Below are 21600 nucleotides of genomic sequence, written 5' to 3'. Positions count from 1 at the left end.
CTAAACGCTCTCATTTAAGAATTTTCTGATAATTCTGTTTTTCTTTATATATTTATCAGAAGATTCTTATTAACTATTATTCTACTAATTTTTTGAGTTTTGTAAAGTGTTATTATTGAAAATTTTTAAAAAATTATTTTTTTACAGTAATATTCATAAAAATTCCATAATCTTTCGAAACACTATACCTCATTGAATTATATGTACTGATTTAATAGCCTTTATATCCTTCCACTATAAAGAACCTGTAAATTATTGTTAATAAATAATGTATATCATAACAAACCTCTTTTCTACAAAAATAAAAAAGTCAGCTTTGCTGACTTTTTTATCCGACCATTTTCTCTTTTTTCATTTCCTCTATTACTCTCGTATACTTCTCTTCATCAAATTCATTTTCACTTTTTGCAACAACTACAGTCGCAATACCGTTACCAATTAAATTGACAATAGCACGTGCCTCTTACATAAAACGATCTACACCAAGCAATAGTGCTAACCCTTCTAATGGAATAACATTCATCGCAGATAACGTAGATGCTAATACAATAAACCCTCCACCTGTTACTGCTGCTGCACCTTTAGATGTAACTAATAAAATAGCTATTATCGTTAATTGTTGACCTAGTGAAAGATCGACGTGAAAGACTTGAGCTAAAAATATAGTAGCCATCGATAAATAAATGGTCGTTCCATCTAAATTAAAAGAGTATCCCGTCGGAATGACTAAACCTACTACTGGCTTCGAACATCCGAAGTCTTCCATCTTTGTCATCATTCGCGGCAATACTGATTCTGATGATGATGTCCCGAGAACAATGAGTAATTCTTCTTTAATGTGAGCTAAATATTTCCACAAACTAAATTTGTACAGTTTACAAATAAAATTTAAAACAATAAAAACAAATAATGCCATTGTCGCATACACACAAATCATTAATTTACCAAGTGGAATAAGTGTACTTAAACCATATTTGCCAATTGTAAACGCCATCCCGCCGAATGCTCCAATCGGTGCTAATTTCATTACAATTGATAAAATGTTAAAAAATACTTTCGATAATCTTTCAAAAAAATCGATTACCGGTTGTCCATTTTTCCCTAACATCGTTAACCCAGCACCGAATAAAATGGAGAAGAACAGCACTTGTAAAATATCACCTTTTGCAAATGCTTCAAACATGTTAGACGGTACAATATGTAAAAAGAAATCCACCCACTTCATTTCTTGCCCGCTTTGTACATATTGCGAAACATCTCCGCCCTTTAGCTTTGAGGGATCTACTCCATCTCCGGGACGTACAACATTCGCTATGATGATACCAATAATTAAAGCTGCAGTTGTAACAATTTCAAAATATAATAATGCCTTACCACCAACACGACCTACCTTTTTCATACTTCCCATACTTGCAATACCAAGCACAATTGTTAAAAAGATAATCGGTGCAATAACCATTTTAATCATATTGATGAACGTTTCACCAATTGGCTTCATCTCTTGTCCAACACTCGGCCAAATTGCTCCTACTGCAATACCACAAATAATGGCCACAATAACTTGAAATGTTAAATTCTTTATGATTCTCATTTTTGATACTCCCCTGTTTCTTTCATTTCTCCCATACTATTTCAATAATTGCTAATGATATATTCTATGTAATAGCCCCCCTGTTATTTCACTTAAGCTACAACTTTATGTTATACTATTATCTTAAATTTGAAAATAGTATATAACATTTGTATATAAACGACATACTATTTAACGTAATAAAAAAGCAGACATTACATCTGCTTTAATTCTCCTCAATCTGCTTTTCACTTAATCCTAGATGTGTTCTAAGAGTATTGCTCAAACTCTGTAGATCTTTTTTATTAGGATTATAATAATATACACGTTGCCCATTTGGACCATTAGGTAAATATAAATCATCACCAGCTAATTGTATTTTTTCAACTGAACTATTTAAACCGTATTTATAAAAAGATAAAATATCATCCATTACTAAATTTGTTTTAAAATCACCGTCAACCGCCTCAACTATTTTTTCTAGCTTCGTAATCGATCCTACACTTTTTAATTTACTTAAAATCGCTTCCATAACAAGTTGTTGGCGCTGTCCTCTCATTGCATCACTATCAATATGACGCGTTCTTGCTAAGGCAAGTGCCTCTTCCCCTGTTAATTTTTGTAGTCCTTTTTTCAAATGGATCGCGTCAGGTTCATCTTTACTATTTTGCTCCGTAAATTCAACTGGGACATCTACTTCAATCCCATCTAATCCATCAACAATTTTAGTAAATGAATTAAAATTAAACTTTACAAAATAATCAACAGGCACTTGTAATAACTTTTCTACCGCTTCCACTGAAGCTTGCGGCCCTCCATCTTTACCATTTTTAACGAAACCACTTCCATATGCATGCGTTATTTTATCTTTTTTCTTTTCAACCGGAACATATGTGTATGTATCACGTGGTATACTCGTTAATTTCACAGTCTTATCATCTTTATTAAAAGTAGCTAACAGTAGTGCATCTGTATGAAATGCACCATTATACTCCTTTTGTCGTTCTTGATTTTCATCAATTCCCATAATTAAAAGTGAAACATTATTCTTAATCGGTTTTACAGTTTCCTCACGTAAATTTGATTTTTCACCACGTGCTAAATTAACATTTGATTTTTGTACGAGATTAGAAGTTTTCATATATACGTAAGTACCATATCCAAATCCGCAAAATAGTAATATCGCTAACAATACACTTACTATCGTTGTCTTTTTATATTTTCGTTTATTTTTCTGTTCTCTTGAAGAAGAATGATTCTCCATATTGTTTCCTCCGTTTTCTATTCATCCAATATATTTTTCACTTTCTCATAATTAGCGCTTTCCTTTTGAAATGTATTCTCTTTCAATCCTTTGTTTATTTGTATCCATTCTGTTGTAATCGAATATTGAATCATACCTTCGTGGAAACTAAGGAACTTTAGCATAATCCCCGTATTTTTCTCTACAACCATTTCAAATTTCCCTCTTAAATCTTCAGATGTACTTACAGGCATTTCTATATTTATTGTCCCTTCTATTTTGTAGCAATCCAGTCCAAGATACTTCGTTTCTTTATAATTCCAATCTTTATATCGAATTAATAGATCAGCAAATTCGGATTGAATACTATACTTCGCGAATCCTATATATTCATCATCATACCTTTTTTTCTCACCTGATTTTCTCAATAACCTTTCCGTAGGATTTAATTTTAATAGTTCATAGTTTCTTTCTTTCGGGCTCCATTTTGTTTCTTTGTACGTATACTTCTCGTCATCAAACTCTTTTTTCTTGCCCTCGTTATATATAATGGTTCGTTTTTTCACTAGTTTATCTTCTTTCGAAGAGATACCTCTTTGTTGCTCCGTATCAATCGTATATTTGTATGTTGTAGCAATTCTTGACGAACTAGAATATTCCTCAAATTGTCCTGAAATATTATTAAAATGATCAATGGAATCTAGCATTTTTTCATGAATCTTTTCTTTATCTGGATAATTTACATTCGCTTTTATTTCCTCTTCGTTTTCGTAATCAGAAAATGCCTTTTTCTTTACATATTCAAACACTCCGCCGTTTTGAGCAAAAATTTGATCAGAAAACTCCGATATAGACACAATTGAAAGTGCTAGAACAGCAGCACTTATAACCATCATATAAACTCTGTAACCTTTCTTTTTTACCGGAAGACTATGTAGTGTACGATTAATCTTTTCATTTAACTCTGGCGGTACTATAACATTCTCTTCGTTTATTCTCTTTTTTAATTTCTCATCAAATATTTTTTCATTATCCATCCTTTGCACCCCCTATTCCATCTTTAATCGTTTCTGTAGTTGTTCCCTTGCACGTGCCAATCTCGATTTCACTGTTCCTTTTGGTACTTCTAAAAGCTTCGCTATACTCTCTTGATTCATATCTTCATAATAATAAAGCACCGTAACAGCTCTTAACTCTTCATGTAACGATTGAATCGCATTACACAAATCTATATCTTCATACTGATCGCACGCACTCATATTGTAATCATTCTCTTCTGTCACAATTATCTTTTTATACGTTCTAATAATGTTATTACATTCATTCATTAAAATTCGAATTAACCAAGTTTGAAAAAACTCTTCTTTCTTTAATTTTTTTATATTCTCATAGGCTTTTAAAATTGTTGTTTGTATCGCATCCTCTATATTTGTCTCATCACGTAACATAGCCTTTGCAATACGATACATCTTTACTTTTTCTGTATGTATAAGCCTCATAAATGCTTCATGATCACCTTTTTTCGCTAAAGAAACATCGGTTTCTTCTTTTACAATCATTTTATATAAAGGGATTACTTTCACAATTGCTCCTCCTGTTTCATCCTCACTTCAAATTTAACTTTACATGTATTAGACGGATGAGCCTAGAAAAAGGTTCATTTTTTTGAATATTTTCATAAAAAAAGGTAAACATTTTTCATGTTTACCTATACTTAGATGTAATTCTAAGTAAATACCCATCTGGATCCACAATTTTAAATCCTCTCATCTCCCATGGATAAGTTTGAATTTCTTCTTGTATTGTGCACCGATTCTCTTTACAACGTTCATATACTTCTTCAATCCGATTGACAACAATAATTAGTTCAAAGCCATTCCCCTTCATCTCTTTTCGATTGTAAAAATAGTGATTTTCATTCAATCTTGAATCACTAACTAGTAATAAAGAAAACTGGTCGAAATTAAAACGTGCTGCATGCATATTTCGTTTATACAACTTTAAACCAATTACTTCTTCATAGAACAATAATGACTTTTCTATATCATTTACATATAGCTGCACCCGGAATAAATGATCCACTAGTTTCCTCCTCATCAAAAAAAGTCCACTCATATAGTGGACTTTCTACTCTATAACGGTAAATCCCTCTTCCTAAACACAACAATTGCTGCTATAAAAATACAAAGTGCTCCAGCAGTTAAACCTATACTTACTGGCCATATATTATACGTTCCTTCAGCTATTTCTTTCGGACGAAATAGCGTAAACAATGATATATTTCTCATCCACTCTAACTTATCACTTAATTTACCTACCATATCCGTTACGAAAAATAATATTGTTAAACTTGCTGAGTAGCTAAGTGCCTTTCTTTCGTCATTACATATACAAGAAAAGAAAAATGAATAACCACTAACGACTAAAAAGATGAGCCCTCCGACTACGTTTATCTTCAGGAATAATTCTTTATTTAAATTATTATCTTCTAAAAACCATTCTGCACCTACTATACCTGCTACATACGTAACAGCTACAATAATTAGTAGTCCCAATATAAGAATAGACGCTTGCGTGATTGCAATTTTCACCCTAGATACAGGCGTTGCTAGCAAATATGCCATCGCCCCTTTATCTACATGCCGTGCAATTAAATGTGTTGCAACTGTTACGCAAAAAATCGTTAAAATAATAATAAACAATAGACTATAATACTCGCCAGCTAAAAAATCCATTACGTTTTGAATCGGACTTTCCATGCCAACAATTTTTTTCACACTATCAGGCATAGCGCTTATTAATTCATTTAAACCTTTCGCTGATACCATTGAAGGGAAGATCCAAATTAACAACCATAAATATAAAGCTGCACCCGTAGCATAACTTAAAATACTTTTTTGCGCTTCTTTCAAACTAGCTAAAAACAATTGCTTATTCATGCTTTACCCCTTCTTTCTTATCGTAATAATGCATAAATAAATGTTCTAAATCCATTGCTCTCGTTTGAAGTGCCGTTACATTATAGTTTGAAAGTATTTGTAAAACAGTTTGATAGTTTCCTTGTACGATAATCGATGCTTCTCTACCTTTCACCGCTTCAAATTGCAAATTACATTGCGTAAGAGATTCAATCTCTTCTTGCGATGATACGGTTACATCTATTACCTGTCGTCTCATGCTTTGTAAATCATGAATATTTTCAACCGTTACAAGGCGACCATCTTTAATAATCGCTACTCGATCACACGTACGTTCAATTTCAGTAAAAATATGCGACGACATAAGAATTGTTTTTCCTTTTTGCTTTTCCTCTACTATTAAATCTATAAACACTTGCTGCATAAGTGGGTCGAGTCCTGATGTTGGTTCATCTAAAATTAACACTTTCGGATCATGCATAAAAGCCGCAACAATCCCTACTTTTTGCTTCATTCCCTTAGACATTTTTCGAATCGGTGTTTTTACATCAAATTGCAGACGTTCTATTAGTTCATCTCGTCTTTTCGTATCCTTTAAACCACGCATTCCTTGCATTAACTTCAAAAACTCTAATCCGTTCATTCCTTCAATAAAAGAGATTTCTCCTGGTAGATAGCCAACTTCTCTTTGAATTTTCGCTGCTTCATTCCAACAATCCAATCCAAAAATTGTCGCTTTACCATCTGTCGGTTTTATAAACCCCATTAAATTACGAATTGTTGTGGATTTCCCGGCACCATTTGGTCCTAAGTAACCGAATACTTCCCCTTCTTTCACTTCAAATGTAATATGAAACAAACCTTTTCCATTTGAAAATTTTTTTGTGACATTTTGAACTGAAATCATAATTCCACCTCATTTTTTGAAATATTTAATATGTGATATTTCAAAATTATTGTACTCCTCATCTTTCATATTCGCAACAACTTTTTGAAATATTTATATGTCCATATTTCAAAATTATTGTTTTTCATTATTTTTTCTTGTATATTTTAATTGAGGTGATTGCATTGAACGGCTTTGAAAAAGTGAAAGAAAAGAAAAAACGTGCTATTAAAGAGGCAGCCTTCTTATTATTTTCAGAACGCGGATTTAATGAAGTGAAAATAGAACATATTGCAAAAGAAGCAAACGTTTCTCAAGTTACCATTTATAATCATTTCGGAAGTAAAGATGCGTTATTTCGAGAGCTTATACAAGAATTTATTATATCTGAATTTCAATATTATAAAGATCTTGCAGCGGAAAAATTACCTTTTCATGATATGATGCAAAAAATGATTGTAAGAAAAATGAATACTGGTGGGTTATTTCAGCCGGATATGTTACTACAAATGATGCAAAGAGATGAAGAGCTCCGAAAGTTTATTTATAGTTATCAAAACGAAAAAATCTTGCCTTGGTATTTAGAAATATTAGAACAAGCACAGCAAAAAAATGAAATTAACCCTCACCTTACTAAAGAAATGATGTTGCTATACATTCAAATGTTCACTAAATTAGGTGATGATTTCGGAGCACAACTTCTTGAAGGAGATCGTGAAAAACATATACAAGATATCGTTACGATGTTCTTTTATGGACTGTCCGTCCCAGAAAAATAATTGTATCTAAAGAACAAATAAAATCAACAAAAAGCCCTTTGATATTTAAATCTCAAGGGCTTTTTCATGTCAAATAAATGGCTAAAACTAACTTTATCTTAAAGAAGTGAAATGCTGCTTTATAGATAACACCTTATTATAGATTAACTCTTTTAGCATAACAGGCTGAATTGAGATAATCGTTTCACCGAAATTCAGAAAATAGTTCGAGATAAAATCAACTTCTTGTTTATTGAAATAGCCTGTTATAATATAATGTTCATTTTCTTTTTGTATCTTCATGGAAGGATAATTCTCTTTATCAAAAATGTCTTTTCCTCTTTGATTAACAATGACAATAAAATCAATTGCATCAGGTTTTCTGTGAAAAGTAGCAAGATAATTTAATAATTCCTCAAGATTTTTTGGCTTCGTATTACTTGTTTCCACAATAGAAAGAATTTTATCACATCTAATTATTTGAACATTATTTGTCTCAAAATTAAAGATTTTAGCATACCACTGGCCAAATTTAGATTCTATTCGAATAAATTGTGCAATCAAGGCTTTCTCCACATCTTTTTTTAAATATGTTAAATGATAAACTCGCTCAGCAAAAATCCCCTGCAAAATTTCTTTTAAGAACGGACTAAAATTACTATGATTTGTTACTTCAAAAGAAAGCGTTCGTTCCATAATTGCAATATTTTTACGCACATTATCAGGTAAGACATGTTTAAATTTATTTTCAAGCGCAATACTTTCTATATTGAATGGTTTTGTCTTGTATCCATTTAATGTAAGAATTGAAAAGTATAATGCATACATTTCATCCACACTAAAATAAATTGGTGACAACACACTATTTTCTATAATTTTATAACTTCCATTTCTGCCTAGTTCAGAATATATTGGTACACCTATTTCTTCTAATGATTGAATATCTCGCAACGCGGTACTTTTAGAAATATCATATCTAACCATTAAATCTTTTAAATTAAAATATCTTTTATTATTTAAGAAAATAAGCATATCATTTATTCGTTCCGTTTTTTTCATATTTCCCTCCTCGAAAGGTGTCATGTATTGAAACCTTTTTAGTCTATATTATAATTATTAACTAATAAAGGAGTTATAAATTTATGACATTAGAAATAGCTATTTTTCTTTCAATGAATGGGCAAGCAAAGGAGGCAATTCATTTTTATATACGTAATTTAGAAGCCAAAAAGTTAATGGTTGTTACGTATGAAGAACTGGCGAAAAGAGATAGTTCTTTCAAAATTACAAGTGAAAATAAAGATCATATTGCTCACTCTGTTTTACAAATTGGGAATACAAAGCTAATGATAGCAGAAGATACAATGAATCCTAACAAAGGTTATAACGTTGGAAATAACATGTCACTTTGCATTCAAAGCGCTAATTTAGAAGAAATACAAAGATTTTATAATAATTTAATTTCCGATAAGAATGTGAAGGTAATCTCTCCACTAGAAAAAAATGTATTTAGTGAAGCATATGGTATTATTGAAGATCCTTACGGCATCCAAATCCAGTTAATGTATGATAAGCGATTAAACTAAATAATTTGTCATATTCCTAATAAAAAAGACACGAAATTCGTGTCTTTTTTATTTTACAGTGATAACTCTACCCGTTTCATTACTTTCAACCGCTAATTGAATTAGCTTAATTACTTCTAAACCTTCTTGTGCTGTTACAGGTGGTTTCTCACCATTTATAATGCTATCTCTTACACCTTTATAGTACATGTCATAACAGCCAACTTCTGATGGAATACGTACTAACTCTTCTTCTGTTTGTAGAGTAACAAAATTCTCTTCAGCGTCTACTCCATAACCGTTATCGCCTGGCTTCATTCCATTTTTTAATTGTTCTTCCTGTGAATCCATACCGTATTTCACGATAGAACCTTTATCTCCATGCAGTGTAAAATGTGGACCTGCCTTTTTCACATAACTGCTACTACGTAAAATGACACGTTTAACTCCGTAGTGAAGTACTATGTGGAAATAATCATCCACCTCTGCACCTGGTCGTTGTTTGATTAGATCTGCACTTATCGCATTTGGTTTCCCAAATAATGATAATGCTTGGTCAATTAAATGCGATCCTAAATCATATAATATTCCTGATCCTGGTAAGTTCTTTTCTCTCCAGCGATCACGTACATGTGGACGGAAACGATCAAAATGCGCTTCATATGCGTATAGGTTACCTATTCTATTTTCTTCTAATAATTTCTTAATTGTTAAGAAATCATTATCAAAACGACGATTATGATATACACTTAATACGACATTATGCTGCTCTGCTAATGAAATAAGCTCTTCTCCTTCTTCAATTGAAACAACAAATGGTTTCTCTACAACAACATGCTTACCGTTTAATATTGCTTCTTTTACATATGGAAAATGAGTTGTATTTGGTGAAGTAATGACGACTAATTCAATATCAGCTCGCTTCACCAATTCATCAATTGTACTAACGACGTTAGCATTCGGTAATGTTTCTTTTACTACCTCTTCTTTTGAAGATAATACGGCACGAATATCATATTCTTCTATCGTTTGTAATAATGGGATATGAAATGTTGTACTAGAAAATCCAAAACCTACAATCCCTACACCTATTTTTTTCATGTTGCCCCTCCATTTATCCGGCTATTTGCGGACAGTAAGATCCCCACTGATTAGAATTCCACTTTATGAGAACGATTTCATTCAGTTATTATAACAAGATTATTATTATTTACATAATAAATTGCCTAGAAAAAAGCATCTTGCCATTATTCATGGCAAGATGCTTTTTTTATTCCGGTCGTTTTTTCGTCCACGTTTCAATAACTTCACCAGTATCGTTAACATCTAGCACTAAACTACCGTTACTATACCGATCCTTATTTCGATACGCTTTCGGATCAATTTCTTCTACGATATGTTTCTCTGTCTTCATGTAAACTAGTTCATCGTCTCTAACGATTTCAATACCGACAATGCGGTATGGATTACGTTTTAACTCTTTGAAAATAACAAGACCTCGCTTCGCTCTCGTTGATTTCTCAATTTCTGATGCTTTTAGGCGTTTTACGGCACCGCGCTGCGTTACGAGAATAAGTTGATCTTTGTCACCATTTAATGGTTTACCAGAAGCGACATAATCATCTTCTTTTAAATTAATTGCTTTCACACCAGCGGCTCTTACACCGACTGGACTTACTTCATCTTCATGGAAAATAAGTGCATATGCACCGTGTGTAGCAAGAACGATATCACTCGTTCCATCTGTCGCAAATATATCAACAACTTCATCATCTTTTTTCAAGTTTACAGCAACGAACGCTCTTGAGTAACGCTGTACTTTATATTGGTTTAATTCTGTCTTCTTAATCATACCATTCTTTGTTACAAATACGATAAATCGCTTTTCTTCCTCAAAGTTCGGTACGACAGTTGCCCAAATAATGGTTTCATCCCGGTCGAGTGAAACGATATTAGCAACGTGCTGACCTAAATCTTTCCAACGAATATCTGGCATTTCGTATACTGGCAAATATATATAGTTTCCTTTATTCGTAAATAAGAGGACTGTCTCTGTCGTATTCGTATCGAATCGTTCAAGTAAGATGTCACCCTCTTTCATACCGAAGTCTTTGCCGTTTGAGGCATTATGTGAGCGCCATCCAGTACGTTTCACATATCCTTCTTTCGTTACAGTAACGATGACATCTTCTTGTGGGATCATCACTTCTACATCGATTTTAATTTCCTCGATTTGATCTTCAATAATTGCACGTCGATCATCACTATATGTTTTCTTAACTCTCTTTAAATCTGTTTTAATTACTTGAAGTAATCTTTTTTCACTTTGTAAAATTGCCTGTAACTCAATAATTTTCTTATTAAGCTCATCTGCCTCTTGTTGTAGTGCTGTAATATCTGTATTCGTTAAACGATATAATTGCAAGGATACAATTGCTTCCGCTTGCGCTTCTGTAAATCCAAATTTCGCACTTAAATTATCTTTTGCATTACGCTTATCTTTTGAAGCTCGAATCGTTTCAATAACTTGGTCTAAAATCGATAATGCTTTCTTTAAACCTTCTACAATATGTTGACGATTTTCTGCTTTTCTTAATTCATATTGTGAACGTCTCGTAACAACTTCTTTTTGATGCCCAATATATGCATCTAAAATTTTCGGTAATGTCATAAGCGTTGGACGACGATTATTAATCGCTACCATATTAAAGTTATATGGTATTTGCAAATCTGTATTTTTATATAAATAATTTAAAATACCTTCAGAATTTGCTTCTTTTTTTAATTCTACGACAATACGAAGACCTGTACGATCTGTCTCATCACGCACTTCAGCAATGCCATCTAATTTTTTATCTAGACGTAACTCATCCATTTTCTTAACAAGGTTTGCTTTATTTACTTCGTATGGAATTTCAGTAATTACGATTTGCTGTTTCCCACCACGAACCGTTTCAACTTCTGCTTTCCCGCGAATAATAATTTTACCTTTACCTGTTTCATACGCCTTTTTAATACCATCAATCCCTTGAATAATACCACCTGTTGGGAAATCAGGTCCTTTCATAACTGTTAATAAATCATCAACAGTACTATTCGGTTTATCAATACGCATCATTGTAGCGTCAATAACTTCTCCAAGATGATGCGGAGGAATTTCTGTTGCATAACCAGCGGAAATCCCTGTAGATCCGTTCACTAATAAGTTCGGGAACGCTGCTGGTAAAACAACCGGTTCTTCACTCGTATCATCAAAGTTGGATACGAATTCTACTGTTTCTTTATCAAGATCACGTAATAACTCAGATGCAATTGGTGATAATCGGGCTTCCGTATAACGCATTGCTGCTGCTGGATCCCCGTCAACACTACCGTTATTACCATGCATCTCAACTAAAACATTACGTACTTTCCAAGTTTGGCTTAAACGTACCATCGCCTCATATACAGAGGAATCACCATGCGGATGATAATTACCAATAACGTTACCAACTGTTTTAGCTGACTTACGGAATGCTTTATCGTGTACGTTTCCTTCTACATACATAGAATATAAAATACGTCTTTGTACTGGTTTTAAGCCATCACGAGCATCTGGAAGCGCGCGATCTTGAATAATATATTTACTATAACGTGCAAAGCGATCACCTAACACGTCTTCAAGCGGGAGGTCATGAAACTTCTCTGCTTGCATGTTATTCCACCTCCGTCTCCATAATCATTTCATTTTCTAAAATATTTCCTTCTTCTTGCATACCAAACTGTACATTGCGCTCAATCCATTTACGACGCGGTTCTACTTTATCACCCATTAATGTTGTAACTCGGCGCTCTGCCCTCGCTGCATCATCAATTTTCACGCGAATTAATGTACGCGTTTCAGGATTCATCGTTGTTTCCCATAATTGATCCGCATTCATTTCGCCAAGTCCTTTATAACGCTGTAACATGTAACCTTTTCCAACTTTTTTCGTTACTTCATCTAATTCATCATCTGACCATGCATATTCAATTACTTCACTTTTTCCTTTTCCTTTACTTACTTTGTATAAAGGAGGAAGTGCGATAAACACTTTACCAGCTTCAATAAGTGGTTTCATATATCTGTAGAAGAATGTTAATAACAATACTTGAATATGCGCCCCGTCTGTATCAGCATCGGTCATAATGACAACTTTATCGTAGTTAATATCTTCCACATCGAATTCATTGCCTACACCGCCGCCAATTGCATAAATGATTGTATTAATCTCTTCATTTTTGAAGATATCAGCAAGCTTTGCTTTTTCTGTATTAATTACTTTACCACGCAATGGTAATACCGCTTGGAAACGTCGATCTCGTCCTTGTTTCGCAGAACCACCGGCAGAGTCACCCTCTACTAGGTACAGTTCATTTTTCTGCGGGTTACGTGATTGTGCGGGTGTTAACTTACCACTTAATGTACCTTCTGACTTCTTTTTCTTTTTACCAGTACGCGCTTCCTCTCTCGCTTTACGAGCGGCTTCACGCGCTTGTGCTGCTTTAATTGCTTTTCTCACAAGAAGTGTAGCTACGTCCGGGTTTTCTTCTAAAAAGTAAGCTAAATGCTCTGATACAATGGCATCAATTGAAGACCGAGCTTCACTTGTACCTAGTTTCCCCTTCGTTTGTCCTTCAAACTGAAGTACTTCTTCTGGTACACGTACAGAAACGATAGCCGCTACACCTTCACGAATATCTGTACCTTCTAAGTTTTTATCTTTTTCTTTTAATAGCGAAACTTTACGAGCATACTCATTAAACACACGTGTCATTGCTGTCTTAAATCCAGCTTCATGTGTTCCACCATCTTTTGTACGTACGTTATTTACAAACGATAGAATATTTTCTGAGTAGCCATCGTTAAATTGAAATGCTAGCTCTGCCTCAATTCCATTTTGTTCACCAGAGAAATATACAACTGGATGAATCGAATCTTTCTCTTCGTTTAAGTATGAAACGAAAGCTTCAATTCCTGTTTCATAATGAAACACATCTTCTAAATCATTTCGTTCATCTTTTATTGAGATTTTCATCCCTTTTAATAAAAATGCAGATTCGCGTAATCTTTCACATAAAGTTTCATAGTTATAATTTGTTGTACTGAAAATTGTTGTATCTGGTTTAAAATGCATTGTCGTACCAGATTCTTTTGTCTTTCCGATTTTTTCAAGCGTCGTTACAGGAACACCACCATTTTCAAAGCGTTGTTCATAAATATTTCCGTCACGCTTAATCGTTACGACTAACCATTCTGATAAGGCGTTTACAACTGATGCCCCAACACCGTGTAAACCACCGCTTGTTTTATAGCCACCTTGACCAAACTTACCGCCTGCATGAAGTACAGTTAAAATAACTTCAGGTGTCGGTTTCCCAAGTTTATGCATTCCCGTAGGCATTCCTCGCCCTTTATCAATAACGCTAATACTATTATCTTTATGTATTACGACAGAAATTTCGTCGCCAAATCCCGCTAACGCTTCATCAACGGAGTTATCTACTATTTCGTATACTAAATGATGCAATCCACGGCTGTCCGTGCTCCCGATATACATACCCGGGCGTTTTCGAACGGCTTCAAGTCCTTCTAACACTTGAATCGCATCTTCATTATATTGGAACTGATGCTTCGCCAAACTCCTTGCCCCTTTCCTAATCCAAAATCAGAACATATGTTTCTATTATAGAATAACGCCTCGACTATAGTTTTGGCAAGTTATCTTATCTCTTTTATATACCATTTTCAATAGAAAAATCCTTGTTTTTTCACAAGGATTCCTCTAGGCTACTATTTCAGAAAAATAATCGTTTGTCAACGAGAAATGGATATGTATGCCAAGATTACATATTCCAAACCTTTATTATGATCCAAATGATCAAGATCCAAAACGGGAGTACAAGTAACAATCCCCAAAAACAGCCTTTAAAAAATCTCATGATGAACACCTCGTTCATCGGCCCTACTTATCTATAATAAGGGCTGAAGCAATCTTTCTAACTTTACAATCTATACTATTTTGTCATTGCATGTTCTACTTTTATGCAACGATCCATTATTACAGTATAGTCTTTTTCTTTTAAAAGTTGATATGTATCTTCATCTTGTACTCCTAATTGTGCCCAAAAAACATCTGCATCAATCTCCACAAATTCTTTTGCAACATCCATTAAAAATTCTGAACGGCGGAATACATTTACAATGTCAACATGTTCCTTAATATCTTTTAGTGAAGCAACTGATTTCTCTCCTAGCACCTCATCTACTGTTGGGTTTACTGGAATAATGCGGTATCCAGCATCTTGCATTGCTTTTGAAACCATATACGATGTACGTTCTGGCTTATCCGATAAACCAACAACCGCAATTGTTTTGCTTTTCTTTAATACTTCACCAATTTCCGTACGAGTTGGGTTTTCAATCATCATAATTAATCCCTCCTATTCCTTTAGTATAGCCGATAAAGAAAGTCTCTTTCAACATGAAAGAGACTTTCTTTTATTCCGATTATTGATTCTTTGTAGCTGAGTTATCTGCTAAAGTAGCTGTTTTCGTCATTTTTTGACCGTTACGATAGAATGTAACTTCTACTTTCTCACCTACTTTTTTCTTTTCATATAAATATTTACGGAATTGAAGTGAGTTTTCTACTTTTTGATTATCTAATGCTACTACAATATCATATTGCTCTAAACCAGCTTTTTCTGCCGGTGATATTGGGTAAATTTTACCTAATACAACGCCATTTGTTACTTCTTTTGGCACTTTTAATTGATTTACTGCATAAGCTTGCACATCTTCTAATGAAACGACACCTACTCCAAGAGCTGGACGTTTCACTACGCCGTCTTTTTCAAGTGATTCAATAACTGGCTTTGCGATATTAATTGGAATAGCAAATCCAATTCCTTCAACTTCTTGTTGTGCAATTTTACTTGAATTAATCCCAATTATTTCACCATTTTGGTTAAATAATGCACCCCCACTATTACCTGGGTTAATTGCTGCATCTGTTTGAATAACTTGAGCATTCCAATCCGCGCGTTTATCGCCATCGATATCTACTGGAATTTCACGTTCTTTACTACTAATAATACCTTCCGTTACACTTCCATCAAACCCTAGTGGATTACCGATTGCAATTGCTTTTTCACCCGCACGGATTTTACTTGAATCACCTAAAGTGGCAACTTTATTTACGTTAGATCCATCAATTTCTACAACAGCTAAATCTAACCAAGGATCTTTCCCTACAAGTTTTGCATCTACTTTTTTGCCATCACTTAATTTTACAGCAAGTTTATTTGCTCCATCTACTACATGGTTGTTTGTTACAATATACGCTTTATTTCCTGCTTTTTTATAAATAACACCGGATCCTGAACCAGCTTGCTGTTCTTGACCTGTCGGTTGCATTGCAAATGGATCAATACTTTGTTGCATATTAATAACACCTACAACAACATCTTTCGCACCTTCAATCATACCAGGTAAATCCGTTTCATTTTTTGCCTTATTGACAACAGGAACTACAGTACCTTCAACTTTTGAATCCGAACTGAATGATGATACAGCCGCTCCATTATTTTGAGCCCATGGCATATATGGTGCCGCAAAACTAATTGTGACAGCCCCAACTACAGCTCCGACTAAACCTGTGAAAAAATAACCTTTTTTACTGCCTGATTTTCTCACTTCTCTCGTTTCACTATGCTCTTCATTTAAATTTGGTCCGTCGTAATATCCCATGTTTACTTCCCCTCTCTGGTGAATTCGTATTTTCAGTATAGTCACGTTTTGTGTCCTTCTTGTGAACTCATCGTGAAATCCAATTAAAAAAATACTCTTATCTAACATTGTAGACAAGAAATGTATTTTTTGTACATTCTACCTGCCAAAGAGGATATAAAATCGACATTTCCCTAGGCTAAAGTACACAATCCGTTACAATTATTCTTCAAACTTATAACCAACTCGAATAACAGTACCAATATGCTTCGCTTTATCTCCTAGCTTATTTCGTAGTTTTTTAATATGAGTATCAACCGTTCGGTCATCACCGTAATAGTCATATCCCCACAACTGATCTAATAAATGTTGACGTGACAACACAATTCCTTTGTTCTCCATTAAATAAACAAGAAGTTCAAATTCTTTATGTGTCAATATAATTTCTTCTCCATCTACTAAAACGGTTCTAGATAGACGATTCACTTCTATTCCAGCTAGAGACATAGCATTTTCTTCTGCTACTCCTACCACGCCATCCGCACGTTTTAATAATGTCTTCGCGCGAGCTACTAACACTTTCGGGCTGAAAGGTTTTGTTACATACTCATCCGCACCTAATTCGAACCCTAGTAATGTATCATCTTCATCCGAACGTGCTGTTAGCATAATAATTGGTACTGCTGATTCTTTTCTAATTCGTCTACAAACAGACCATCCATCTATTTCTGGTAACATAATATCTAACATAATTAAATCAATTTCATGCTCTGCAAATAATTCTAGCGCTTTTTTTCCGTCTTCTGCTTCGATCACTTCAAAGCCTTCGTTACGAAAGTAATCACTAACAATTTCACGTAATCTTCTTTCATCTTCAACAAGTAATACTGTTTTATTCATATCATCTATCCCGCCTTTTTACTCTTTCAATCGAATAATACGTTGATTGGAGCTTCCGCGAAATGGAAGTGTTAAATCTTTTTTCTCGATTTCAAATCTTCCATCGACTAAAACATCCCCATAATGTAACAACTCTATCATATCATTATTTTGAGAACTCTGTATCTCTTCTAACGTATAACCTGTATACATCCATAGATTTTTTTTCAAATCTTTTACAGATTTTGCCACTTTTTTCACTTCAGCAGCTTGAAAAAACGGATCCCCACCTGAAAATGTTACATCAGTTAATGGATTACTTGCAATCTCTTTCACAATTTCTTCTACTGTCATTTCAGTTCCATTACAAATATTCCACGATTTCGGATTATGGCAACCGAAACAACGATGCGGACAGCCCGCAAAAAACACGACTGTCCGCAATCCTTCTCCATCTACTACACTATCATGAATGATGTTCATCACTTTCATTTATGCTTCACCCGATCCATCTCTTCACTACGTTTCGCACTATTCCACTTCGACATATCTCCTACAAGATAACCTGTTATGCGGCGAATTCTTTCTATATTGGCCTCATCTTCATTTCCGCAGCTTGGACATTCATTTCCGATAACTCCGTGATAATTGCAGCACTTACAACGGTCAACAGGATGATTAATTGAACCGTATCCAACACCATTCTCTGCCATCGCTTGCACAATTTGTTTTAACGCCTTCTTGTTATGCATAGCTGCTCCGTCTAGTTCAATATACGTAATGTGCCCCCCGTTACATAGAGCATGGAAAGGTCCTTCTAAACGAATTTTATTTATCGCTTGCATGTTATAGTAAACTGGGATATGGAATGAATTCGTATAATAATTATGGTTCGTTATACCGCTAATCACGCCAAATTCTTCCCTATCCTTTTTCACAAACTTCCCTGATAACCCTTCTGCAGGAGTTGCAATGACTGAGAAATTCAGTTCATGTTCTTCTGTCGCTTTATCCATTCTATCTCTCATAAAGGAAATAATTTCATATCCGAGTTTCCATGATTCTTCATCTTCTCCGTGATGCTTTCCTGTTAAAGCTACTAAACACTCCGCAAGACCGATAAAACCAAGACTTAACGTCCCTTGCTTTAAAATCGATGCTACAGAATCTTCAGGCTGTAACTTTTCTCCACCGCGCCACACGCCCTGTGAATATAAAAATCGAAAATCTCTTGCTCGCTTCGTACATTGATACTCAAATCTCTCTAATAATTGCTGGATTCCTACATCTAAGTAATAATTTAACGCTTCAAAAAACGCTTCTTGTGAACCACTAATGAGTGCTAATTTCACTAAGTTAATGGACGTAAATGATAAATTCCCTCTTCCAATCGCCGTTTCTTCTCCATGTATGTTAGACATAACACGAGTACGACATCCCATGTAACATACTTCACTTTCCGGTCTTCCATCATAATGCACAGCATTAAATGGCGCATCTAAAAATGAAAAGTTAGGGAATAATCGTTCAGCCGTTGTCTCTAACGCTAATTCAAATAAATCATAGTTCGGATCGCATTCTTCAAAATTCACACCTTTTTTCATTTTAAAAATTTGAATAGGAAAAATTGGTGTTTCCCCTTTACCAAGACCAGCTTGTGTCGCTTTTAAAAGTTGTTTAATTAAAAGTCTTCCTTCTTTCGATGTGTCTGTTCCATAATTAATAGAAATAAACGGTACTTGCCCCCCGCCCCTACTATGCATACTATTTGAATTATGAATGAAAGCTTCACAAGCCTGATACGTATCATTTTCTGTTTCTTTCCACGCAAATTCTTCTATTTGTTCTTTCGTAAGCGGATATGACTGTAATCGTTTCTTATGTCTCTCTACTGTTTTTCTCACATATGGAGCTAAATCGACATCAAAGAGTGCAAACGATTGACCACCATGCTGCATATTTTGATTCGCTTGAAAAATAATAGATGAAAGAGCTAATGCACTTTTAATGTCTTGCGGTTGTCTCATATGTCCATGTCCGGTATGAAAACCGTTCGCAAGCATTTGCGCTAACGGAATTTGTGAACAAGTTGTCGTTCCTGTCGCATAAAAATCTAAATCATGTGGATATAATATATTTTCATTTATCGCTTTTTTCACTTGATCTGACAATAAATTTTCAACAGCGTAATATTTCGCACTCTCAGATGCGAACGTTCCTATTACTCCCATCGGAGAGCGGCCATCTACATTTGCATTTTCTTGCATTAAATCTTGTTCATTTCCGTGGACTATTGTCTTAAACACTTTCATTAATTCTTCTTCTCCACGTGTATTATTTTGTAACATTTATAACCCTCCACCAATATGTTGTTGTCTTTTGATTAAAATGTTACTACATATAGTCTTAGTGTTTCTGTGAGAAATGTAACATTACTGTGAAATTTTTTTCACGAAATAATGAATTTTTCATTTACAAAAAAGAAATGTGCTCTTTACAAATGTATGGTACAATATACGGGAAAAACTCTTTTTACCCTTTATCAACACATTTGAATAAAGGAGACTGAACTTATGGTTACTACATATCTTTTATTTATCGTTGCCTACTTACTTGGCTCGATTCCATTTGCACTAGTCGTTGGAAAGATTGGTTATGGAATTGACATTCGTGAGCACGGAAGCGGTAATTTAGGCGGAACAAATACATTCCGCACACTAGGGAAAAAAGCAGGTTTTATCGTTACAATTGCTGACATTTTAAAAGGTACATTAGCAACGAGTCTACCGATTATTTTCGCGTTAGACGTTCATCCACTATGGTTCGGATTAGCAGCTGTTCTTGGACATGTGTATCCGATTTTCGCGAAGTTCCGTGGTGGTAAAGCAGTTGCAACTTCTGCTGGCGTGCTATTATGCTACTCACCAGTTGTTTTTGCAATATTAGCTGTTGTCTTTTTCAGCCTTTTATTTACAACAAGATACGTATCACTTTCTTCTATGGTAACAGCTGTTGTTGCCGTTATTGCATCAATTGTTAGCGGGGATAAAATCTTCATTATTGCGATGTGTTTATTAGCAGGTATGGTTATTTATAAACACCGTGCAAATATTGGACGAATTATAAATAAAACTGAACCGAAAGCAAACTTTTCAAAAAAGCAAAAATAAGATCGTAACCCACATAACGCAAAAAGAAAACGTGAAGCATATTAATAGCGTCTTTTTGCGTTATTTTTTATACTAAAGAAAAAGCAACATAATTTGGAGGAACTATACATGAATCTTTCCGTAACAAAAGAAGCAGCACAATGGTATAAAAACGAATTAAACTTACAATCGGGTGAAACACTGCGCCTTTTCGTACAATACGGCGGGTGCAGTACTGTGCAAAAAGGACTCTCTTTAGGTATTCGTAAAGATGATCCTGCACATCCTGCTGTACAAACTCAAGAAGAAGGTATTAACTTCTTTATTGAAGGCGATGATGAGTGGTTCTTCGATGGACATAATTTATCTGTTACATTTAACGACGGTGATGATTTCCCGCAATTTAATTATGAAAAATAAAAAAAACGTGGCATCTGCCACGCTTTTTTATTTTTTCTTAATTTCCTCATATTTCGCATACCACTCTGGATATAACTTTTTAAATGATACGGGCCTGAACCCTTCTTTTTTCGCACAAATATTTGTCGTACTTGCAGTAATACAAAGTTCACCTTCACCATTATATATTTCATAACCATATACAACGCGAAGCGGGCTCACAGTGTCCACCCACGTTTTCACAATTGCTTTTTCACCGTAACGCATCGCTTTACGATATGAAATTTGCAAGTCTAACACAGGAGAAATAATTCCCTCTTTCTCCATTTCAACATATGAAAACCCTAAATCTTGTATAAGTTTCGTGCGACCTAATTCAAGCCACACCAAATAGTTTGAATGGTAAACAACACCCATTTGATCTGTTTCCGCATAACGGATTTCAACTTCATGTTCTGCTACAAACATATGTATATTCGCCTT

At 34.4% G+C, this 21600-nt stretch carries 20 protein-coding genes and 1 pseudogene; 4 read left to right on the top strand and 17 right to left on the bottom strand.

All coding sequences use genetic code 11. The annotated features are described in order from the left end of the window. Positions 1 to 328 precede the first annotated feature (328 nt). From ACTFRS_RS00635 to ACTFRS_RS00605, 7 genes and pseudogenes are all read right to left on the bottom strand, one after another. Positions 329 to 1591, bottom strand: a pseudogene (locus ACTFRS_RS00635) (dicarboxylate/amino acid:cation symporter). Positions 1592 to 1796: 205 nt separating this feature from the next. Further along, on the bottom strand, positions 1797 to 2834 hold the full coding sequence (locus tag ACTFRS_RS00630; RefSeq protein ID WP_139866310.1) for an LCP family protein: 1038 nt from the start codon (positions 2832 to 2834) through the stop codon (positions 1797 to 1799). 17 nt (positions 2835 to 2851) lie between these two features. Next, the gene (locus tag ACTFRS_RS00625; RefSeq protein ID WP_139866311.1) at positions 2852 to 3850 is read right to left on the bottom strand and encodes an anti-sigma factor; all 999 of its coding nucleotides are present in this window, start codon (positions 3848 to 3850) and stop codon (positions 2852 to 2854) included. Positions 3851 to 3862: 12 nt separating this feature from the next. Beyond that, positions 3863 to 4396 (bottom strand): sigma-70 family RNA polymerase sigma factor, encoded by a 534-nt coding sequence (locus ACTFRS_RS00620; RefSeq protein WP_000864742.1) that lies wholly within the window; start codon positions 4394 to 4396, stop codon positions 3863 to 3865. Between the two features lie 121 nt (positions 4397 to 4517). After that, entirely contained in the window at positions 4518 to 4895 is a 378-nt protein-coding gene (locus tag ACTFRS_RS00615; protein WP_242294576.1) for a VOC family protein, read from the bottom strand. A gap of 50 nt (positions 4896 to 4945) precedes the next feature. Next, on the bottom strand, positions 4946 to 5752 hold the full coding sequence (locus ACTFRS_RS00610; RefSeq protein WP_440024526.1) for an ABC transporter permease subunit: 807 nt from the start codon (positions 5750 to 5752) through the stop codon (positions 4946 to 4948). Further along, a complete protein-coding gene (locus ACTFRS_RS00605) occupies positions 5745 to 6638 on the bottom strand; it encodes an ABC transporter ATP-binding protein (protein ID WP_440024528.1) in 894 nt (297 codons plus the stop codon). Before ACTFRS_RS00605 ends, ACTFRS_RS00610 begins: the two co-directional genes overlap by 8 nt. Before the next feature lie 155 nt (positions 6639 to 6793). Here ACTFRS_RS00605 and ACTFRS_RS00600 point away from each other — a divergent pair, with 155 nt between their 5' ends. Then, positions 6794 to 7396, top strand: a complete 603-nt coding sequence (locus tag ACTFRS_RS00600) for a TetR/AcrR family transcriptional regulator (protein ID WP_223290765.1) — start codon at positions 6794 to 6796, stop codon at positions 7394 to 7396. Positions 7397 to 7489: 93 nt separating this feature from the next. Here ACTFRS_RS00600 and ACTFRS_RS00595 read toward each other — a convergent pair whose 3' ends face one another. Next, positions 7490 to 8458 carry a helix-turn-helix transcriptional regulator gene (locus ACTFRS_RS00595; RefSeq protein ID WP_139866317.1) on the bottom strand — a complete coding sequence of 323 codons (969 nt, stop codon included), beginning with the start codon at positions 8456 to 8458 and terminating at the stop codon, positions 7490 to 7492. Positions 8459 to 8517: 59 nt separating this feature from the next. On the opposite strand from ACTFRS_RS00595, the gene ACTFRS_RS00590 reads away from it, so the two are divergent. After that, the gene (locus ACTFRS_RS00590) at positions 8518 to 8961 is read left to right on the top strand and encodes a VOC family protein (protein WP_139866318.1); all 444 of its coding nucleotides are present in this window, start codon (positions 8518 to 8520) and stop codon (positions 8959 to 8961) included. 48 nt (positions 8962 to 9009) lie between these two features. Here the strand turns inward: ACTFRS_RS00590 and ACTFRS_RS00585 are convergent, their stop codons facing one another. The 8 genes from ACTFRS_RS00585 to ACTFRS_RS00550 form a co-directional block, all read right to left on the bottom strand. Beyond that, positions 9010 to 10041: an oxidoreductase gene (locus ACTFRS_RS00585; protein WP_139866319.1), complete on the bottom strand. Its 1032-nt coding sequence runs from the start codon at positions 10039 to 10041 to the stop codon at positions 9010 to 9012. A 169-nt stretch (positions 10042 to 10210) separates the two neighbouring features. Then, positions 10211 to 12634, bottom strand: a complete 2424-nt coding sequence (gene parC / locus ACTFRS_RS00580) for a DNA topoisomerase IV subunit A (RefSeq protein WP_001147477.1) — start codon at positions 12632 to 12634, stop codon at positions 10211 to 10213. 1 nt (position 12635) lies between these two features. Further along, positions 12636 to 14600: a DNA topoisomerase IV subunit B gene (parE, locus tag ACTFRS_RS00575; protein WP_001062200.1), complete on the bottom strand. Its 1965-nt coding sequence runs from the start codon at positions 14598 to 14600 to the stop codon at positions 12636 to 12638. A 376-nt stretch (positions 14601 to 14976) separates the two neighbouring features. Next, positions 14977 to 15390 (bottom strand): CoA-binding protein, encoded by a 414-nt coding sequence (locus ACTFRS_RS00570; RefSeq protein ID WP_139866320.1) that lies wholly within the window; start codon positions 15388 to 15390, stop codon positions 14977 to 14979. 79 nt (positions 15391 to 15469) lie between these two features. Continuing rightward, complete coding sequence (locus ACTFRS_RS00565) at positions 15470 to 16711, bottom strand: S1C family serine protease (protein WP_098671291.1); 1242 nt, start codon at positions 16709 to 16711, stop codon at positions 15470 to 15472. A 201-nt stretch (positions 16712 to 16912) separates the two neighbouring features. Beyond that, positions 16913 to 17590 carry a response regulator transcription factor gene (locus tag ACTFRS_RS00560; protein WP_001044683.1) on the bottom strand — a complete coding sequence of 226 codons (678 nt, stop codon included), beginning with the start codon at positions 17588 to 17590 and terminating at the stop codon, positions 16913 to 16915. Positions 17591 to 17608: 18 nt separating this feature from the next. Beyond that, complete coding sequence (gene nrdG / locus ACTFRS_RS00555) at positions 17609 to 18061, bottom strand: anaerobic ribonucleoside-triphosphate reductase activating protein (protein WP_070806674.1); 453 nt, start codon at positions 18059 to 18061, stop codon at positions 17609 to 17611. Continuing rightward, a complete protein-coding gene (locus tag ACTFRS_RS00550; RefSeq protein ID WP_440024532.1) occupies positions 18058 to 19917 on the bottom strand; it encodes an anaerobic ribonucleoside triphosphate reductase in 1860 nt (619 codons plus the stop codon). The genes nrdG and ACTFRS_RS00550 overlap by 4 nt, the downstream gene beginning before the upstream one ends. 225 nt (positions 19918 to 20142) lie before the next feature. On the opposite strand from ACTFRS_RS00550, the gene plsY reads away from it, so the two are divergent. Together plsY and ACTFRS_RS00540 are read left to right on the top strand one after the other, a co-directional pair. Beyond that, positions 20143 to 20739, top strand: coding sequence for a glycerol-3-phosphate 1-O-acyltransferase PlsY (gene plsY, locus ACTFRS_RS00545; protein ID WP_000258966.1), 597 nt, complete (start codon positions 20143 to 20145; stop codon positions 20737 to 20739). Between the two features lie 108 nt (positions 20740 to 20847). After that, positions 20848 to 21138, top strand: a complete 291-nt coding sequence (locus tag ACTFRS_RS00540; RefSeq protein ID WP_001054449.1) for a HesB/YadR/YfhF family protein — start codon at positions 20848 to 20850, stop codon at positions 21136 to 21138. A 27-nt stretch (positions 21139 to 21165) separates the two neighbouring features. Here ACTFRS_RS00540 and ACTFRS_RS00535 read toward each other — a convergent pair whose 3' ends face one another. After that, the gene (locus ACTFRS_RS00535; RefSeq protein WP_000495816.1) at positions 21166 to 21585 is read right to left on the bottom strand and encodes an acyl-CoA thioesterase; all 420 of its coding nucleotides are present in this window, start codon (positions 21583 to 21585) and stop codon (positions 21166 to 21168) included. Positions 21586 to 21600 lie beyond the last annotated feature (15 nt).

Origin of the sequence: Bacillus cereus group sp. MYBK139-1 (assembly GCF_051916915.1) — a bacterium.
Taxonomy (GTDB): domain Bacteria; phylum Bacillota; class Bacilli; order Bacillales; family Bacillaceae_G; genus Bacillus_A; species Bacillus_A pacificus.
This window is presented reverse-complemented; position numbering and strand designations above follow the sequence as displayed.

What these genes read in the sequence shown, in the direction of transcription:
- ACTFRS_RS00630 (WP_139866310.1), bottom strand. Translation starts at nt 2,834, where the DNA reads ATGGAGAATCATTCTTCTTCAAGAGAACAGAAAAATAAACGAAAATAT.
- ACTFRS_RS00625 (WP_139866311.1), bottom strand. Translation starts at nt 3,850, where the DNA reads ATGGATAATGAAAAAATATTTGATGAGAAATTAAAAAAGAGAATAAAC.
- ACTFRS_RS00610 (WP_440024526.1), bottom strand. Translation starts at nt 5,752, where the DNA reads ATGAATAAGCAATTGTTTTTAGCTAGTTTGAAAGAAGCGCAAAAAAGT.
- ACTFRS_RS00605 (WP_440024528.1), bottom strand. Translation starts at nt 6,638, where the DNA reads ATGATTTCAGTTCAAAATGTCACAAAAAAATTTTCAAATGGAAAAGGT.
- ACTFRS_RS00595 (WP_139866317.1), bottom strand. Translation starts at nt 8,458, where the DNA reads ATGACACCTTTCGAGGAGGGAAATATGAAAAAAACGGAACGAATAAAT.
- ACTFRS_RS00590 (WP_139866318.1), top strand. Translation starts at nt 8,518, where the DNA reads ATGACATTAGAAATAGCTATTTTTCTTTCAATGAATGGGCAAGCAAAG.
- ACTFRS_RS00585 (WP_139866319.1), bottom strand. Translation starts at nt 10,041, where the DNA reads ATGAAAAAAATAGGTGTAGGGATTGTAGGTTTTGGATTTTCTAGTACA.
- parC (WP_001147477.1), bottom strand. Translation starts at nt 12,634, where the DNA reads ATGCAAGCAGAGAAGTTTCATGACCTCCCGCTTGAAGACGTGTTAGGT.
- ACTFRS_RS00570 (WP_139866320.1), bottom strand. Translation starts at nt 15,390, where the DNA reads ATGATGATTGAAAACCCAACTCGTACGGAAATTGGTGAAGTATTAAAG.
- ACTFRS_RS00565 (WP_098671291.1), bottom strand. Translation starts at nt 16,711, where the DNA reads ATGGGATATTACGACGGACCAAATTTAAATGAAGAGCATAGTGAAACG.
- ACTFRS_RS00560 (WP_001044683.1), bottom strand. Translation starts at nt 17,590, where the DNA reads ATGAATAAAACAGTATTACTTGTTGAAGATGAAAGAAGATTACGTGAA.
- nrdG (WP_070806674.1), bottom strand. Translation starts at nt 18,061, where the DNA reads ATGAAAGTGATGAACATCATTCATGATAGTGTAGTAGATGGAGAAGGA.
- ACTFRS_RS00550 (WP_440024532.1), bottom strand. Translation starts at nt 19,917, where the DNA reads ATGTTACAAAATAATACACGTGGAGAAGAAGAATTAATGAAAGTGTTT.
- plsY (WP_000258966.1), top strand. Translation starts at nt 20,143, where the DNA reads ATGGTTACTACATATCTTTTATTTATCGTTGCCTACTTACTTGGCTCG.
- ACTFRS_RS00540 (WP_001054449.1), top strand. Translation starts at nt 20,848, where the DNA reads ATGAATCTTTCCGTAACAAAAGAAGCAGCACAATGGTATAAAAACGAA.
- ACTFRS_RS00535 (WP_000495816.1), bottom strand. Translation starts at nt 21,585, where the DNA reads ATGTTTGTAGCAGAACATGAAGTTGAAATCCGTTATGCGGAAACAGAT.